General features: G+C 66.5%; 13 protein-coding genes. 10 read left to right on the plus strand and 3 right to left on the minus strand.

Annotated elements, in window-relative coordinates; translation table 11 throughout:
- The 4 genes from ACT9TC_RS10405 to ACT9TC_RS10420 all read left to right on the plus strand — a co-directional run bounded on the left by ACT9TC_RS10405 (position 1) and on the right by ACT9TC_RS10420 (position 4,228).
- Positions 1 to 381 (plus strand): ArsR/SmtB family transcription factor, encoded by a 381-nt coding sequence (locus ACT9TC_RS10405; protein ID WP_458040441.1) that lies wholly within the window; start codon positions 1 to 3, stop codon positions 379 to 381.
- On the plus strand, positions 378 to 1,613 hold the full coding sequence (locus tag ACT9TC_RS10410) for an MFS transporter (protein WP_458040442.1): 1,236 nt from the start codon (positions 378 to 380) through the stop codon (positions 1,611 to 1,613). The genes ACT9TC_RS10405 and ACT9TC_RS10410 overlap by 4 nt, the downstream gene beginning before the upstream one ends.
- A 165-nt stretch (positions 1,614 to 1,778) precedes the next feature.
- On the plus strand, positions 1,779 to 3,212 hold the full coding sequence (locus tag ACT9TC_RS10415) for a hemolysin family protein (RefSeq protein ID WP_458040443.1): 1,434 nt from the start codon (positions 1,779 to 1,781) through the stop codon (positions 3,210 to 3,212).
- On the plus strand, positions 3,209 to 4,228 hold the full coding sequence (locus ACT9TC_RS10420) for a CNNM domain-containing protein (protein ID WP_458040444.1): 1,020 nt from the start codon (positions 3,209 to 3,211) through the stop codon (positions 4,226 to 4,228). The genes ACT9TC_RS10415 and ACT9TC_RS10420 overlap by 4 nt, the downstream gene beginning before the upstream one ends.
- A 79-nt stretch (positions 4,229 to 4,307) precedes the next feature.
- Here the strand turns inward: ACT9TC_RS10420 and ACT9TC_RS10425 are convergent, their stop codons facing one another.
- Entirely contained in the window at positions 4,308 to 7,139 is a 2,832-nt protein-coding gene (locus tag ACT9TC_RS10425) for a cation-translocating P-type ATPase (RefSeq protein ID WP_458040445.1), read from the minus strand.
- Between the two features lie 234 nt (positions 7,140 to 7,373).
- On the opposite strand from ACT9TC_RS10425, the gene ACT9TC_RS10430 reads away from it, so the two are divergent.
- Together ACT9TC_RS10430 and ACT9TC_RS10435 are read left to right on the plus strand one after the other, a co-directional pair.
- Positions 7,374 to 8,216, plus strand: coding sequence for a universal stress protein (locus tag ACT9TC_RS10430; protein ID WP_458040446.1), 843 nt, complete (start codon positions 7,374 to 7,376; stop codon positions 8,214 to 8,216).
- A 261-nt stretch (positions 8,217 to 8,477) separates the two neighbouring features.
- Positions 8,478 to 9,692: a DDE-type integrase/transposase/recombinase gene (locus ACT9TC_RS10435; RefSeq protein ID WP_458040447.1), complete on the plus strand. Its 1,215-nt coding sequence runs from the start codon at positions 8,478 to 8,480 to the stop codon at positions 9,690 to 9,692.
- Between the two features lie 684 nt (positions 9,693 to 10,376).
- Here ACT9TC_RS10435 and ACT9TC_RS10440 read toward each other — a convergent pair.
- Positions 10,377 to 10,820 (minus strand): MarR family winged helix-turn-helix transcriptional regulator, encoded by a 444-nt coding sequence (locus tag ACT9TC_RS10440; protein ID WP_458040448.1) that lies wholly within the window; start codon positions 10,818 to 10,820, stop codon positions 10,377 to 10,379.
- A 4-nt stretch (positions 10,821 to 10,824) separates the two neighbouring features.
- Positions 10,825 to 12,714, minus strand: coding sequence for an FAD-dependent monooxygenase (locus tag ACT9TC_RS10445; RefSeq protein ID WP_458040449.1), 1,890 nt, complete (start codon positions 12,712 to 12,714; stop codon positions 10,825 to 10,827).
- Positions 12,715 to 12,919: 205 nt separating this feature from the next.
- Between ACT9TC_RS10445 and accB the strand changes: the two genes are divergently transcribed.
- The 4 genes from accB to ACT9TC_RS10465 are packed head-to-tail and all read left to right on the plus strand — an operon-like array spanning position 12,920 to position 17,065.
- Positions 12,920 to 13,417, plus strand: a complete 498-nt coding sequence (accB, locus tag ACT9TC_RS10450; RefSeq protein WP_458040450.1) for an acetyl-CoA carboxylase biotin carboxyl carrier protein — start codon at positions 12,920 to 12,922, stop codon at positions 13,415 to 13,417.
- On the plus strand, positions 13,414 to 14,766 hold the full coding sequence (locus ACT9TC_RS10455; protein ID WP_458040451.1) for an acetyl-CoA carboxylase biotin carboxylase subunit: 1,353 nt from the start codon (positions 13,414 to 13,416) through the stop codon (positions 14,764 to 14,766). Before accB ends, ACT9TC_RS10455 begins: the two co-directional genes overlap by 4 nt.
- Positions 14,763 to 16,223, plus strand: coding sequence for a pyruvate/oxaloacetate carboxyltransferase (locus tag ACT9TC_RS10460; protein WP_458040452.1), 1,461 nt, complete (start codon positions 14,763 to 14,765; stop codon positions 16,221 to 16,223). Before ACT9TC_RS10455 ends, ACT9TC_RS10460 begins: the two co-directional genes overlap by 4 nt.
- Positions 16,220 to 17,065: an HAD-IIA family hydrolase gene (locus ACT9TC_RS10465; RefSeq protein WP_458040453.1), complete on the plus strand. Its 846-nt coding sequence runs from the start codon at positions 16,220 to 16,222 to the stop codon at positions 17,063 to 17,065. Before ACT9TC_RS10460 ends, ACT9TC_RS10465 begins: the two co-directional genes overlap by 4 nt.
- Positions 17,066 to 17,067: the final 2 nt, after the last annotated feature.

Here is a 17,067-nt window from a genome sequence, read left to right on the forward strand (position 1 = left end):
ATGCATGCAGATACTAATGCTGAGCGGCTGAGTGCGGATAGTGAGTACGTGGACGTCGCGGTCGAGGTGTTCCGGCTGCTGTCCGATGCGACCCGGGTGCGGATTCTTCTGGCGTTGCGGGACGGCGAGTTGTCGGTGAACCGCATCGCGGAGGTCGTCGACCGGTCGGGCCCCGCGGTGTCTCAGCATTTGGCGAAGTTACGGTGGGCGCGGCTGGTTCGGGTCCGGCAAGACGGCAACCGTGCCTACTACTCGCTCGTCGACGAGCACGCCATCCGGGTCGTGCGGGAGGCACTGCTGCAGGCCGAGCACTCCGTGGATGACGCTCCTGCACACCACGAAAGCGGCAATCCCCAGTCGGTCGAGGACGAGCAGGGGTGAGCGGGGGACTCTCGTCCGTTCTCCGCAACCGCGACTATCGACGCCTCTTTGCGGCGCAGGTGATCGCACTGCTGGGCACGGGCATGTTGACGGTGGCGTTGGGGCTGCTCGCCTTCGACCTGGCGGGGGCCGATGCTGGGGCGGTGGTCGGAACAGCGCTCACGATCAAGATGGTCGCGTACGTGACCGTTGCCCCGATCGTGGCGGCCGCGGTGGACCGTCTTCCACGTAAGGCTGTTCTGATCGGTGCTGATGTGGTGCGCGCTGCGATGGCGTTGAGTTTGCCGTTCGTGACCGAGACATGGCAGATCTACGTCATCATCTTCGTTCTGCAGTCGGCGTCGGCGACCTTCACGCCGGCTTTCCAGTCCACGATCCCGAGCATCCTCACCGATGAACGCGACTACACCAAGGCGCTGTCCCTCTCGCGGCTCGCGTATGACCTCGAAGCGATCGTCAGCCCGATCGTCGCCGCGGCACTGCTTACCGTCATCAGTTACAACAATCTGTTCGTCGGGACCGTGGCGGGCTTCACGATCTCGGCGGTGCTTGTTGCGCTCACGGCGATTCCGCCTCGTGTCGTGAGCACCGCGACGTTGTCGTTCTGGCGGCGCACGAGCGAGGGCGTCCGGGTATTCGCCCGCACCCAGAGTCTCCGCTTCCTCCTTCTGATGAACGTCGTCGTTGCGGGCGCGACCGCGCTGGTGCTGGTCAACAGCGTTGTGTATGTGAAGAGCCTGTTTGCCCTCGACGACAGCGCCCTCGCACTCACCTACGCCGCTTACGGGATCGGGTCGTTGCTCGTTGCCCTGAACACGCCGCGCATCGTCGACAGGATCGGTGTCACCCGCACCATGACCGCCGGCGCAGCGACGATCGCGTTCGGGTTAGTCGCGGCCGTGGTCTGCACGATCGTCGCGACGAGCGGAACGGATGTCTGGGGCGTGCTGCTCGTCGTATGGGGGTTCCTCGGCGCCGGAACATCTCTCGTCAACACGCCCTCAGCCCGGCTCCTGCTCGCTGCGTCCACGGAACAGAACCGCAACCTCGTCTACACCGCGCAGTTCTCGCTCTCCCACGCATGCTTCCTCATCACTTACCCGATCGCTGGTTGGTTGGGCGCGGCAAATCTGACCGCCGCGGCGATCGTGCTGCTCCTTATCGTCGTGGGTGCCGGAGTGCCGGCGATCGGCGTCGGGCGTCGAATCCGTTCTGCCGTAGACGCGCACTGACCCGTTGCAGGGTCCGCGCTGCGATCGAGAGCGTGTGATCTCACGTATCGTTGTTTCATCTGCTAATGACCCACGAGAGAGAAACCCCGTGAGCCACCGTCGTACCTCCCCTGACCAGGAGGGTCGATCACCCGGCCCCCTCAATCTTCGAGGGGGTGAAATTCGATGCTCGAGGCAGCACTGACCCTGCTGGTGGGCGTCATCGTGACCTTGGCGATCATCGTCGCGTGCGGCTTCTTCGTCGCGCAAGAGTTCGCCTATATGTCCGTGGACCGCTCGCGGATGGCGGCGCTCGCGGAGAAGGGCGACGCGCAAGCGAAGCGCGTGCTCGCGATCACCAAGCGCACCTCTTTCATGCTCTCGGGCGCGCAACTCGGCATCACCGTCACCGGCCTGTTGATCGGTTACGTCGCGGAACCGCTGATCGGTGTATCCCTCGGCACTCTGCTGGGCGGTGTCGGGATCGACCCGGCGGTATCGATCCTGGTCGGCACGATCGGCGCCCTGCTGCTCGCCACGATCGTGACGATGATCTTCGGTGAGCTCTACCCGAAGAACCTCGCCATCGCGAACCCCGAGCCCCTGGCCCGCGCGCTCGCGATGCCGACGCGGATCTATCTGTTGACGTTCGGATGGCTGATCACGGTCTTCGACGTCGCGGCGAACGCGCTGCTGCGTCTGCTGCGGATCGAGCCACTGGAAGATGTCGACGAAAGCGCCACCGCGCGCGACCTCGAGGCCATCATCGAAGAGTCCCGCGTAAGTGGCGACCTGCCGGATGACCTGTCGATGATCATCGACCGCATCCTCGACTTCCCACAGCGCGACGTGGAGCACGCCATGGTTCCGCGCTCACGCATCGACTCGATCTCACCCGACACCACGATCGGCGCGGTGCGGGCACTCATGGCGACCGGACACACACGCTATCCGGTCATCGGCGAAGAAGACGACCCCGTGGGCGTCGTCGAGCTCATCGACCTTCTCCGCAACAAGCACAACAACGACGCGCCCGTCTCAACGGTCATGCGCGACGCAGTCGTGATCCCCACGACGATGCAGCTGCCGGTCGCACTCCAGCGGATGCGCCAAACCCGCAACGAACTGGCCTGCGTCGTAGACGAGTACGGCAACTTCGACGGCATCCTCACCATCGAAGACCTGACCGAGGAAGTCATCGGCGAGATCTCGGATGAGCACGACATGGATGTCCACGAAGTCGTGAACGTGGGGGACGATCACTGGACCCTGCCGGGTGACGTGCACCTCGACGAGGTCGAGCGCTTGATCGGTCATGACCTCCCGCGCGGCGACGCCGAGACTATCGCGGGCTTGATCATCACCGAGTACGGCGATCTTCTCCCCGAGGGTGGGACGGTTCGGATCACCTTGCCGGAGAAACCGGGCGAGACAGTCCAGGGCCTGCATATCGAGCGTTGGCTCGATATAGAGGTCATTGAAGTCGAACGCCATGTGCCCTCGCGGCTTGTCGTGAGGCTTCGCGAAGTCGACCGCGACATCGCGGAGGGCACCGCGGAGGGGGACGGCGAACGTGCCGTCACCCCGGTCGAAGTTCGCGACGAGGAGGCGACCCGATGAGCTGGTGGATGGTCACGATCATCACGACCGCCCTGATCCTCGCGAGCGCGTTCTTCGTCATCGTCGAATTCGCGCTGCTCGCCGCGAGGCGGCACCGACTCGAGCAGGAAGCCGACCACAGTGCGTCTGCCCGCGCGGCACTGCGCGGGATGAACGAGCTCACGGTCATGCTGGCCTTCGCCCAGCTCGGCATCACCGCCTGCACATTCTTGCTCGGTGCCATCACCAAACCCGCGATCGACTACGCCCTCGCGCCGGTGCTCGAGCAATGGGGTCTGCCCTCCTTGCTCTCGGGAGTGATCGCGTTCATGCTCGCGCTCATCGTCGTGACCTTCCTGCACCTCGTGATCGGTGAGATGGCGCCAAAGTCGTGGGCGATCGCGCACCCTGAGGTCGCTGCGAAGGCGACGGGCATCACCGCTCGGGCGCTGACGTGGCCGCTGCGACCGTTCCTGTTGTGGATCAACCAGATCGCCAACCGTCTCGTCAAGGCGTCCGGTGTCGAGCCCGTCGAGAAGGCGGCCGCGGGCGGACAGGATGCTGACACCATCCGCGAACTCGTTGCGCACTCTCGTGCGGCCGGCACCCTGGATCTGCAGTACTCCGAACCCATCGCGCGAGCGATCGCGCTCGGCACACTCACCGTCGGCGATATCGTCCGCACCGACAGAGTGCCGACCTACGTGCCGCTGACCGCGACCGCGGCCGACATCCAGGAGGTCGCGGCCTCGTCCGGGCATCTGCGCATTCTCGTTGGAACCGGTGCCGGTTCGCGGGTGGCCCACGTTCGTGACACCTTGGCGGTCGACCTCGCGACACCCGCTGTCGACATCGCTCGGGACGCCCTCGTCACGACTCCCGATGCGTCGGCGTACGACACGCTCGCGCGGATGAGGTACGGACGTGTGCAGCTCGCGACCGTGGTGGACGGCGACCGCCTGTTGGGTATCGTGACGATGGATGACCTGCTGAGCGAAGTGCTCCCGGGGCCGACGGTCGTTGTGGCGGTATCGTGACGGCACGCTCGCGGCGAGCACTTCCAGGTCGATGCTGACGAAGATCCGGTGAGTGCGAGGCGGGTGCCCTGGGTGTCGGTTAGTCGTGAACTACGCCGATTCCCCGACCGGACGGATCGGCGCGCCGCCACCCGGCGGGCGCGGCACGACGACCGATCGCTTTGATCGCCTCGATGACCAGGAAGACGGCGAGGCCGTAGGCGAATGCGGTCGCCCACTGCACGAAGCCGAGGGGCACCGAGCCGAACCACAGATGGAGGGGAGGCAGGTAGGTGTAGGCCGTCTGCAGGACGGCAAGCGCGGCGATCGAGATCCAGATCACACGATTCCCTGTGAAGACACGGCGAGTGAAGCTCGAGCCGTGCAGCAGGCGGACGTTGAACAGGACCGCGATCTGGGTGACGACCAGCACGGTTACCGCCGCGGTTCGCGCGATCTCCAGGTCGCCGCTCCTGTTGAGCTCGACGAAGAATGCGGTCGTGGTCGCCGCGGCCACCACGACCCCTATGCCTGCCAGCAGGAAGAGCTTGCCCGAGAGGATCGACTCGCCGGGCGGTCGTGGGCGGCGCGTCATCGTTCCCGGCTCGACAGGTTCGTAGGCGAATGCGAGCGACAGCGTGACGGCGGTGACGAGGTTCACCCAGAGGATCTGCGTGGGCTGGAGAGGGTCCGCAAAGCCGACGACGACGGCGGTGTAGACGACGAGCGCCTGGCCGAGCGTCGTCGCCAGGATGAAGACGACCGACTTCTGCAGGTTGTCGTACACGCGGCGGCCCTCGCTGACGGCCCGCTCGATCGTGGCGAAGTTGTCGTCGGCGAGCACGACATCCGACGCATCCTTCGCCGCCTCTGTTCCCTTCATGCCCATCGCGACCCCGACATCGGCGCGGGTGAGCGCCGGGGCGTCGTTGACACCGTCACCGGTCATCGCGACGACACCGCCGCGCGCCTGGAGGGCCGCGACGATGCGGAGTTTGTGTTCGGGACTTGTGCGCGTGTAAACGTCGACATCGGTGACGACATCCTCCAGCTGGGCGTCGTCGAGGGCATCCACGTCCGCGCCCGTCAGAACGCTCGCATCGGCGTCAGTCAGTCCCATCTCGGCCGCGATCGCGTGGGCGGTGAGCGCATGATCACCCGTGATCATCTTCACGCGGATGCCGGCATCTTGGCACTTGGCGATTGCTGCGGTCGCCTCGGGTCGAGGCGGGTCGGCGATCGCGACGACGCCCAGCATGACGAGCTCGCGAAGGTCGCCGGTCTCGACGGTCACGGCATCCGTCGGCAGGTCGCGGCGCGCCGCAGCGAGGACGCGCATGCCCCGGGCGCTGTAGTCATCGATGAGCGCTTGCCACGCGTCGGGATCGAGGGGAGCATGACCTCCGTCGGTGGCCCGCTGAAACGCGCAGAGCGCGAGCACCCGGTCGGGCGCACCCTTGACCGAGACAAACTGCTCGCCGGTAGCCGACCTGTCGAGCGTAGCCATGTACTTGAAGTCGGCGTCAAAGGGGATCTCGTCGACACGCGTGAAGGGCGTCAACTCGACGTTCGCCTTGCGCCCGAAGCTCACCAGGGCGCCCTCGGTGGGATCGCCGACGACCCGCCACTCGCCCGTCTCGGCGTGGTCGAGGCGAGCGTCGTTGCAGAGCGCGAGAATCGTGGCCATCTCGGTGAGATCGCCCGAGTGCGGATGTTCCGGGCCCGACTCGTCGGTGGCGCCCTCCGCCAGCACGGTGCCCTCGGGGTCGTAGCCTTCGCCCGTGACCGTGTAGCGGCGATTCGGGGTCGCCGCTGCCCGCACGGTCATCTCGTTCTTCGTCAGGGTTCCCGTCTTGTCCGAGCAGATCACGGTGACCGACCCCAGGGTTTCGACGGCAGCGAGTCGGCGCGTGATCGCGCGCTGAGCGGCCATCTGTCGCACGCCGAGCGCCAGCGTGATCGTGACGACGGCGGGCAGCCCCTCGGGGACGGCGGCCACGGCGAAGGCGATCGCAGAAGAGATCAGGGTGTCAAACGGGTCGCCGTGCAGGACGAACCCCAACACGACCATGATGACCATCAGCGCGAGCACGATCGCCGTGATCTGGCGTCCGAGCTGGTTGATCGAGCGGATGAGTGGGGTATCGGTCTGCTCGACGTCGCGCACCAGCTGCTGAATCCGTCCCAGTTCTGTGCGCGTGCCCGTCGCAGTCACGACCGCGACGGCCCGCCCGCCGACCACGACCGACCCCGCGTGCAGCATGTTGTCGCGGTCGCCGACGGGGGCATCGCGCACGACCGGATCCGTGTGCTTGTCGGAGGGCACCGCCTCGCCGGTCAATGCCGCCTCGTCTGCGCGCACATCGCGTGCTTCGACGAGCCTCGCATCGGCGGGTGAGCGGTCGCCGGCGCTCACCCTGATGATGTCGCCCGGCACGAGCGTGGCGGCTTCGACGTCGTGCCACCCGCCGTCCCGGCGTACCGTCGCCTGTGGCGAGAGCATGCGGCGGATGCCGAGCAGCGCCTTCTCTGCCTGCCCCTCCTGGACGAAGCCGATGATGGCGTTGATGATCGCGACAGCGAGGATCACGGACGCGTCGATGTAGTCGCTGTAGGCGAGCTTGATGACGGCCGCCGCGAGGAGCACGTAGATGATGGCGTTGTTGAACTGTGCGAGGAAGCGCACGATGGGGTGCGTTCGCGTTGGCTCAGGAAAGCTGTTCGGACCGAAGTGCGCGTGACGCCGATCAACGTCGCTCGACCGCAGCCCCGAGCGGCTCGTGTCGAGCCCCGCGAGGACATCGGTGGCGTGGTGCGCATGCGGCTTGCTCGGTGAGCCCGACGAGGCGCCCGGGTGGTGCGTGAGGTCTTCCGGCGGGCGCTCGGACGGCAGGCCGGGCTGGAGAGATTCGGCGGAGTTCACTGCAGTCATAACGCCCAATACCTGTCGTCTCTCAGAACTCGGCGAAGCAACACAGATCGCTCGCCGCTGTACTCCCACAGTGCGCCACCGCGAGCGATACCGATAGGGCCCATGGTCCCTCTGTGCCCGACGAGGAGGGAGCGGGACCTATGTCCTGGCGCGTGCCCACCGTGATCGGGAATAGTCGGAGGTGGAAGCAGCGCGGCGACCGCCACAGCGTCGCCTCGAGCAGAGGAGTGCGAAGTGCGCGAAAGAGTAGTTGTCGGTGTGACGGATGCGGCTGCGTCGCGGAGGGCCGTCGACTGGGCCGCCGATCGAGCCGCCGGTCGGGGCGATGCGGTAGAACTCGTTTCCATCGTCGGAGGCGCGGTCGGGGTCGTCGGCGAAGGCCGAGTGATCGACGAGGCGCTCGAGCTCACGCAGCACCTGCTCGATCGAGAAGCCGAGCGCGTTCGCGAACGAGGAGTGCCCGTCGAGACGCGCGTGGGTCGGGGCAATCCCGTTGAACAGCTCATCGAGGCCTCGACGGGAGCAGCCCTTCTGGTCATCGGTAGTGATTACCGGGGCCCCGAGTCGGGTCCTGCTCGCGGGCCGCACGGGATCCGCATCACCGCGGGCGCGCACTGCCCGGTCGTCGTCGTACCCGACCTCGATATGGCGGCGCGCGAGGGCGTGGTCGTCGGAGCGGATGGGTCGGCGGTATCGGAAGCTGCGATCGCCTTTGCGGCGGCGGAGGCGGAGCGTTCCGGTGAGCCGCTCATCGCGGTGAGCACCTGGTCGACCGTCGCCATCCCGCTCGGGATGCGAACGTATCCCGATGAGTACCTGCGCAACATGCAGATCCTCACGGAGGAGTCGCTGGCGATATCGCTTGCCGGCCTCGCGCAGCTCTACCCCGATCTGGTCGTCCGCAGTGTCGTCGAGAGCAGCTACAGCCCGGATGCGGTGATCAACCGGCTCGCGATGACCGCGCGGCTCGCGGTCATCGGCTCCCACGGCCGTGGACCGATCGCCCGGTTCATCCTCGGATCCACCAGCCAGCAGGTTCTCAACCGGCTAGCGACCGCAACCGTCGTCGTGCGGTGACAGGTGTATCCGGGTCTTGAGTGGCGGACGACGGCGCCCATCAAGCCCGGATTGCCCGACTAGTGCACACACGGCTCTCTCCGCTAGATTGCGGTCCTGGACGCTCGTTGTCTTCGCGCATGTCCCCGTGCAGGCCATCCGCTGTGATCTATCAGGACATCCGCTGTGATCTATCAGGACATCCCTGACGGTGGCGCATCAATAGATCTCTGACGCTTCTGGGTGATGTGGTCCTGACACTTCTCGCTCTATGTGTGGTGGATGAGCCGTGTTGAGCCTGTTGATCCCCGTGTCCGCCTCGCGATCACGCAGTGGCCACCTGACGCTCCGCGCGGATCGGTGACGACGTTCTGTTTCGAGCACGGGATCTCGCGGGAAACGTTCTACGTGATCCGAAGACGTGCCGCCTCGGAGGGGCCGGCCGCTGCGTTGGAGCCACGGTCGAGGCGCCCGAAGCACAGCCCGCGGAAGCTCGCCGACGACATCGCCGCGCAGGCGATTGCGGTGCGGGCCGCGTTGGAACAGTCCGGGCTCGACCATGGCCCGATCAGTGTTCACGAGAAGATGCGCACGCTCGGAATGGAGCCGGTGCCATCGACGGCGTCGCTGTCTCGCATCTTCCGCGACGCGGGTGTCGCGAAGACCGAGCCGAAAAAGAAGCCACGCTCGTCCTATCGCCGGTTCGTCTATCCCGCACCGAACGCGTGCTGGCAGCTCGACGCGACCGAATACGTCCTCACCGGCGGCCGCAAATGCGTGATCTTCCAACTCATCGACGACCACTCCCGCCTCGCCATCGCCTCCCACGTCGCCTGGGGCGAAACGTCCGAAGCCGCGATCGTCGTGGTGAAGAAGGGCATCGCCGCTCATGGCGTTCCGCAGCGACTGCTCTCCGACAACGGCGCTGCCCTGAACCCGTCCCGACGAGGAGTGCTCGGGCAGTTGGTCGCCTACCTGCGCTCTCTCGGCGTCGAACCGATCACGGGGAAGCCCTACAAACCGACCACGCAAGGCAAGAACGAGCGGTTCCACCAGACCCTGTTCCGATTCCTCGACAAGCAGCCCCTCGCGGCCACCCTCGAACTGCTGCAAACCCAGGTCGACGACTTCGACCTCATCTACAACACCCAGCGTCCTCATCAAGGCCTTCCGGGTCGGGTCACGCCGCGGACCGCCTGGGATGCCACCTCGAGGACTGAACCGCCCCGCCCTGTCGCTCCGCGAGCACCGACGCCTGGGCCCTCGGAGGAGATCCGGGTGAAGCTGGTCGGCAACACCGGCGCGGTCGAGTTCCGCGGCATCCGATTCGGAATCGGTCGCGCCTTCGCCGAGCAGAGAGTCTGCGTGATGGACGCAGGCAAGACCGTGATGGTCTTCGACCTCCGCGGCACGCTGATCATCGAGCACCCCTGGCCCAAACCCGGCACCAAATACGTCAGCAACGGCCGTCGACCCGGGCCCCGCAAGACCCTCTAACGTCAGCGATGTCCTGATACATCAACCGTCAGAGATGTCCTGATGCAGAATCGTCAGGCATGTCCTGATACATCACACTATCAGGACATCCGCACGCCCCGGGTCCGTGCCCACACGGTGCCCACATCTCAACACGAACGAGACCGACCGAAAGGGGTCGAACACCGACCGCAACACGCTTGGAACCGCATGAATCCGCGGCCTTCTGATCGAACTGGAATGGGTCCGAGCGGGACTCTTTGGGGTTCAAATCCCACCGTCACCGCCATAAATGCCTGATCAGATAGTGTTTTCGCTTCCCGTTGAACGGGAGCGGGAACGCTTTTCTGTTTCTGGCGGGAATCGGACATTCCTGCGTGCGCCATTCTGAGCGGAATCGGTCCAGGGACCGCGCCGGAGACGATCCGACCCTCAGACGCTTGATGCCGCGGAGGATCCCCTCAACCCACTCGGCAGGATGTTCAAGGCCTGCATCATCGGCCACCCGCGCGCGCATCCGAACGACGGGCGCAAGGAGATCGCTGACGCACTCGAGATTCCCGAGTGGGCTACTACATGCGGGATGGACGATCGGCTCGAGGTCGAGTCACGTGCTCACGAGCGCCGCCGCCGCTGCTGAGGGGGCGTGGCTGTCGCCGCACTGTGCATCGGCGTCGGCCAGGGGCTCGCCGTCGTCCTCGAGCGCTAGCGGAGCATGAGGCGGAGGATGCGAACCAGACCGTCGCGATCCTCGTCGGTGAGGTTTCGCGTGAGTTCGATCTGCACACTCTCCACGAGCGGCTCGAGGCGGGCATGCTCGGCGACACCGGAAGCGCTCAGGCTGACAACGTTGCGCCGCGAGTCTCTGGAGTCCCGGCGCCGCTCGATCAAGCCGCGTCGTTCCATCCGCGCGACGAGGTCGGCGACCGTGGAGCGATCGAGGTCGACTTCGTCGCACAGTTCCTTCTGACTGGCCTCGGTGAGTCGGTCGAGGACGGCGAGGATCGAGTACTGAACGCTCGAGGTCTCGGTGGAGACCAGCGTCGACCACAGCGCGACGTGCCGCTGTTGGGCGCGACGAATCAGATATCCGACGTAGCGCTGCGGCTCGGAGTCGAGGTCGCGGACAGGAGAGGGCGGTGTCGGCACCTCCTCATCCTGCCAGCGCGATCGCCGCCCGCTCCACGAGCACTCCAGCGAAAAAGTCGGAGAGTTCGGCACGTGCCGACAATGGGAGGACGTGAGCGACATATTGATCCGGGCGCACGACGACGATCGCTCCGTCACGGCTGATGCCCCGTGTCTCGTAGATGTCCTCGCCCGGGTCCACGGCCCAGACCTTCTCCCAGTCCTGCAGGCCGAGCGGGCCCGAATGCGGTCGCAGAATGTCGGGAATGTCCGCGAAGGCGGGGTCGTGATGGTCTCGCTGGAACACAGCGTGAACGTCTATGACACTGTCGATGCTCGCGCCGGGCGGCGTGAATCGCCGCACGGGCGATTCCGGGGCCGCTTTGAGCCAGGTCGTGAACGCTCGAAGGTCCGAGTCATCGCGGTCCCCGAAGGCGAAGATGCGCCAGCGGCCGTCCGCGCGGAATGCGTGGCCGAGATGCATGCGCCTGGCGTCGGACACCCGTGTGACCGGCGCGGAATGGAAGCGCGCGCCGACGGGAAACCCTGTCGCCACTGCTTGATAATCGGCATGACCGGTCAGCACGGACGGGAGATAGCGCGTGGCGACTCCCGCGGTGTACTGGCCTTGGCGTGCGAACTGCGACTGCATCTCCTCCGAGGTGACCCCGCCCTGCGTCGGATTGTCGGGATCGACGATCGGCTGAGCGATGAAGGACGACCAGAAGCGGTCGAAGTCGATGAGCTCCTTGGCCACTGCCTGCCGCTCCTGCGAGTAGGACCGGAGGAGCGAGGCCTCCGACCGGCCCTCGAGCACGGCGGCGAGCTTCCAGCCCAAGTTGAACGCATCCTGCATCGACACGTTCATCCCCAAGCCGGCTTTCGCAGAGTGGGTGTGGCATGCGTCGCCCGCGATGAACACGCGCGGCACGCCATCATCGTCGCCCGTCGGCAGATCGTCGAAGGCATCGGCCAGTCGCTGGCCGACTTCGTAGACCGAGAACCACGCGATGGAGCGCACATCGATCGAGTACGGGTGGAGGATCCTGTTGGCCACGGCTGTGATCTGCTCCGAGGTGGTGTCACGAACACTTCTGTCGCCCGTGGTCTCACCCAGGTCTACGTAACACCGCACCATATTGCCGCCTTCGCGGGGAATCATGAGCAGGCTGCCCTTTCCGGCGGACTGCACGACATTCTTGGTGCGCCAGTCCGGGAAGTCGGTGACGGCCAGAACATCGATCACACCCCACGCGTGATTCGCGGCGTCCCCATTCAGCTCTCGCCCGATTGCACGCCGCACCGAACTCCGCGCGCCGTCGCATCCCACGACGTAGCGGGCGCGCACCGTCGACAGCTCGCCTGACGCGTCGCGCAGAGTCACGGTGACAGGCGAATCCGCCGACTCGACGTCGAGCGAGACGAACTCGACTCCGTAATCCGGGACCAGCCGGCTTGCCGACCGGGCCGCGTGATCCAGCAGGAACTGCTGCATTCGCGCTTGATTCACGATGACGTGCGGGAACTCGCTCAGGCCTGCTGGGGTGTCCTCCACCCAGCCCGTGCGCTCGATACGGGATCGATCGGTCGCGGACGGTCCCCAGAACCGGACTTCGTTCACCCAGTACGCCTCGCGCAGGAGCGCGTCGGCCAGCCCGAATGCCTCGAACATCTCGACCGTGCGGCATGCGACGCCGTCGGCCTGCCCGACCTGCAGAGGGGAATCGCGACGCTCGATGATCCGCGTGCGAATGCCGGGGAACGCGGCGAGCTGCGCGGCAAGCACGCACCCGGCAGGTCCTGTGCCGACGATGAGCACGTCGATGTCCTCGGGGATCTCCGCGGAGTGCGCGTCAGGCGCCGCGGGGTGGATGTCGGGGTCTCCCGGGCGATAGCCGGCTCGGTAGAACTGCACGTGATCTCCTTCGATCGCAAGTCACTGCCGCCACTATAGTCAGTACTCCAACGAAAATGTCAAGACGCTGCGGCTTCCACCTTCATTCCGTAGAACGGAATGCCCTAGCAACTCCATTGCGTGGTCAGGAATGACGACATACTCTCGTCACGATCGGTCGCCGCCTCGGCACCGTCCAACCCACAAAGATGTGAGGAGTCGTCACGTGGAGGTCGACCTCGAAGAATTGGCCGCGATCATCGAGCTGCTCGACAAGACCGAGTTCACTCAATTCCGGTTCGAGAAGGGCGAGCTGCGGATCGCAGTCAGCCGTGGTGAGCCGTTGGCCACGAGCCCCGCTGACGGCGCGGCGCCCGCGTCGGCGGCTTCCCCGGCAACCGGTCCGGCGACACCGTCTGCCCGGGCACACTCCGAGGAGGCTCCCGTTGCCTCAGGCTCGGCAGAGGACGTCGCCGCCGACGAGTTCATTGTTCGATCTCCGATGCTCGGCACCTTCTACGGCGCCCCCAAGCCAGGAGATGCCGCATTCGTGCACGAGGGCCAGCTTGTCGGCGCCGACGCCGTGCTCTGCATCATCGAGGTCATGAAGCTCATGAACTCGGTCCCTGCGGGAGAGGCGGGTGTCATTCAACGCGTCCTCGTGCGCGACGGCGCTCTGGTGGAGTACGACCAGCCGTTGTTCGTCCTTCGGAGGGCGTCGTGACCCAGCGCGTCTTCGTCGCCAATCGCGGCGAGATCGCCCTGCGCATCATCGAGGCATGCGACCGCCTCGGCTACGAGACCGTGCTCGGCGTCTCGCTCGCCGATCGCACCTCGCTCGCTGCCCGGCGCGCGGGTCGTGTCGTGGTCCTCGGGGGTCCCCAGTCCCGCGACAGCTACCTGTCAGTGCCCGCTGTGCTGCACGCGGCCATCGAGACCGGATGCACGGCCCTGCACCCCGGCTACGGTTTCCTGTCGGAGCGCAGCGATCTCGCGCGCGGCTGCGCAGAGAACGGCGTCGTGTTCGTCGGGCCGTCCCCTGAGGCGCTCGATGCCCTGGGCGACAAGCTCAGCGCGCGCGCGCTCGCTGAGAAGCTCGGGGTTCCCGTCTCGGCCGGCGGTACCGCCGAAAACTGGGATGAGGTTTCGCGCCTGGCCGAGGAGATCGGGTTCCCGGTGCTCGTGAAGGCCGCGTACGGCGGCGGCGGGCGCGGTATGAAGCTCGTGCGCAGCGCCGCCGACCTCGCAGACGCGTGGAGTGTTGCATCCAGTGAGGCGGCCGCCGCATTCGGCGACGGGACCGTGTTCCTCGAGCGCTACGTGACAGATGCCAAGCACATCGAAGTGCAGATCCTCGGTGATCGCCACGGCAACCGCATCCACCTCGGCGAGCGGGAGTGCTCCGTGCAGTACCGCTACCAGAAGGTCGTCGAGGAGTCGCCCTCCACGTCGATCGACGACGCCACTCGTGAGGTGATGACCTCGAGCGCGCTGAAGATCGCCGCCGAGCTCGAGTACGTCGGCCTCGGCACCGTCGAGTTCCTCTACGACACCCGCGGCGGAGAAGTCGCCTTCCTCGAAGTGAACCCACGACTGCAGGTCGAGCATCCCGTGACCGAGCAGGTGACCGGCGTCGACCTCGTGCGCCAGCAGCTGCTCGCGGCGCTCGGCGAGCCCATCGAGATCACGCAGGACGATGTCGCCATCGAAGGCCACGCGATCGAGGTCCGCATCACTGCGCAGGACCCGGACCGCGGCCTCGCACCCACGCCCGGTCGTGTCACCACGTGGCGACCGCCGGCCGGCGGGGGCATCCGCCTCGACTCGCACATCTACCAGGGTTACCTGTTCCCGCCGTACTACGACGCCCTCATGGGAAAACTCATCACGTGGGGCGCCGACCGGGCGGCTGCGATCGACCGCATGCTCCGCGCCCTCGACGACTTCCTCATCGACGGTGTGGTGACCTCCCGACCGCTGGTGCGACGCATCGTCGCCGAGCCGGCGTTCCGCGAGAACAGCGTGACCACGCACTGGCTCGGCGACAGCATCCTGACAGGAGGCGCATCGTGACCGACGTGCAACTCGTCGACGTGTCGATTCGCGACGGCAACCAGAGCCTCTGGGGTGCGGTCGGCATGACGACTCGCATGATCGCGGGCGCCGCACCCGACCTCGATCAGGTCGGCTACCGGGCCATCGAAGCAGCCAGCAGCACCCTCCTGGCGATGTCGGTGCGCACCCACAAACAGGACCCCTGGGAGATGCTGCGCACGGCCAAGCGGCTGATGCCGAACACGCCCCTTGGCTTCTTGACCACCGGCAAGCGCTTCATCACCTTCTCCCGCACCCCCAACGTGCTGTTCGAACTCGCCTTCAGACTGCTCGCCCGCAACGGCGTCAGCCGTCTGTGGGTCATCGATCCCATGCACGACATGGTCGGCGCCGGCCGGATCGCGCGGATGGCGAAGGATGCCGGAATCTCCGAAGTCGTCGGAGGCATCTGCTACACCACGAGCCCCGTGCATACGGACGGCTACTACGCCGACCGCATCGCCGAGCTCGAGGACTGCAGCGCGATCGACAGCGTCTACCTCAAGGACCCCGCGGGCCTCATGACCCCGGAACGGCTGCGCTCCATGGTCCCGATGCTGCAGGGTCGCCTCACGCGGTTGCGCCTCGACGAGATCCACAGCCACGCCACCACCGGCGTCGCGCCGCTGACGCTCCTCGAAGCTGCTGACCTCGGGATGACCAAGCTGCACACGGCTCTCCCCCCGCTCGCGAACGGATCCTCGCATCCGTCCGGCCTGACGATGGTGCGCAATCTCCGTGCCCGCGGCCACCGTGTGGATGTGGACGTCGAGGCGATGGAGCGCGCGTCGGCGTACTGGACGCGTCAGGCGAAGATCAAGCGCCTGCCCGCGGGTGTCCCCCGGGAGTACGACGAGGACTACTACCGACACACCATCCCCGGCGGGGTGCAGTCCACGCTCGCGCGGCAACTGCGCGAGATGGGTCGTCCCGAGCTGTTCGACTCAGTCATCGAGGAGTCCGTCGTGGTGCGCCGCGACCTCGGCTGGCCGATCGTGATGACGCCCTTCGCGCAGTACATCGTCACGCAGGCGACCTTGAACGTGATCACCGGGGAGCGCTACAAGCAGCTCAGCGATGAGGTCGTGGATCTGCTTCGCGGTGACTTCGGGCCTCTGCCCGGCGAGGTCGACCAGGACCTTCTCGATCGCGCGATGAGTACGCCCCGCGGCAAGCTGCCGCCGTCCGACGGAACGAGCGACGAGACGCTCGAGCAGATGCGCAAGCGGTTCGGGGGCGTCGATGACGAGGAGCTTCTGCTCCGCGCCGTCATGCCGGCTGAGCACGTGGACGCCATGCAGGCCGCGCGGGGTGCGTCCGCGGCATCCACGCTGAGGTCTCTGCTGAAGGCGGTCGAGGATCGGCCGAAGGTCAGCGTCGCTTTCTCCAACCGGGACGTGACGTTCGAGTTGACCCGTCCGGGAGGAGCCTCGTGAACGCTGATCTCTCAGACATCCGCGGATGGGTGTTCGACGTGGACGGGTGCCTGATCCGTACCGCGTCCGCGGGTGGACACGGCGGGCAGCTGTTCCCCGGCGCCCGCGAGATCCTGGACCAGCTCCACGATGCCGGACACGAGGTGATCGTCTGCACCAACGCCTCTGAGCGCCCGCCGGCGGTCTACGCCGAGCACCTTCGAGAGATCGGCCTGCCGGTGCGGGATGACGCGTTCGTCACGGCCGGCAGCGCCGCCGCGGATCACGTCTTGGCGCACCACCCCGGCGCACGCGTCCTGGTCGTCGGAGCCGAGGGTGTGGCGGCGCCCATGCGTGAGCACGGACTCGAGCTGGTGGAGTCGAGCAGCCCTCTCGCGGATGTCGTGGTGGTCGGCGCCGCCGCGAGTTACGACGCGGCGACGCTCAATGCCGCGGCGCTCGCGGTCGCGGACGGTGCCACGTTCTACACGACGGTCGAAACACCCTGGTTCTACGGGGGCCGTGGCCGGTCTCTCGCCGTGTCTGCGGCGATCGCCGCGAGCGTCTCTTTCGCCACGGGCCGAGAGCCCATCGTGGCGGGCAAGCCGTCCGCCGTGCTGGCCGAGAGCCTGCTGCGACGCCTCGCCGTGCCCGGCAGCGCCGCGGCCGTGGTCGGAGACGCGCTCGTGGAGATCCAGCTTGCGCGCCACATGGGCGGCACCGGCATCCTCGTGCTCTCCGGCGCCACCAGCCTTTCCGATCTCGACACCCTCCCGCAACCCCAACGTCCCGACATCGTCGTAGACGACGTCGCGGTGCTGCACCGTCGCCTCGCACCGCAATCCACCCGACAAGGAGCATGAAC

It is taken from the genome of Microbacterium sp. HM-570 (assembly GCF_054165885.1).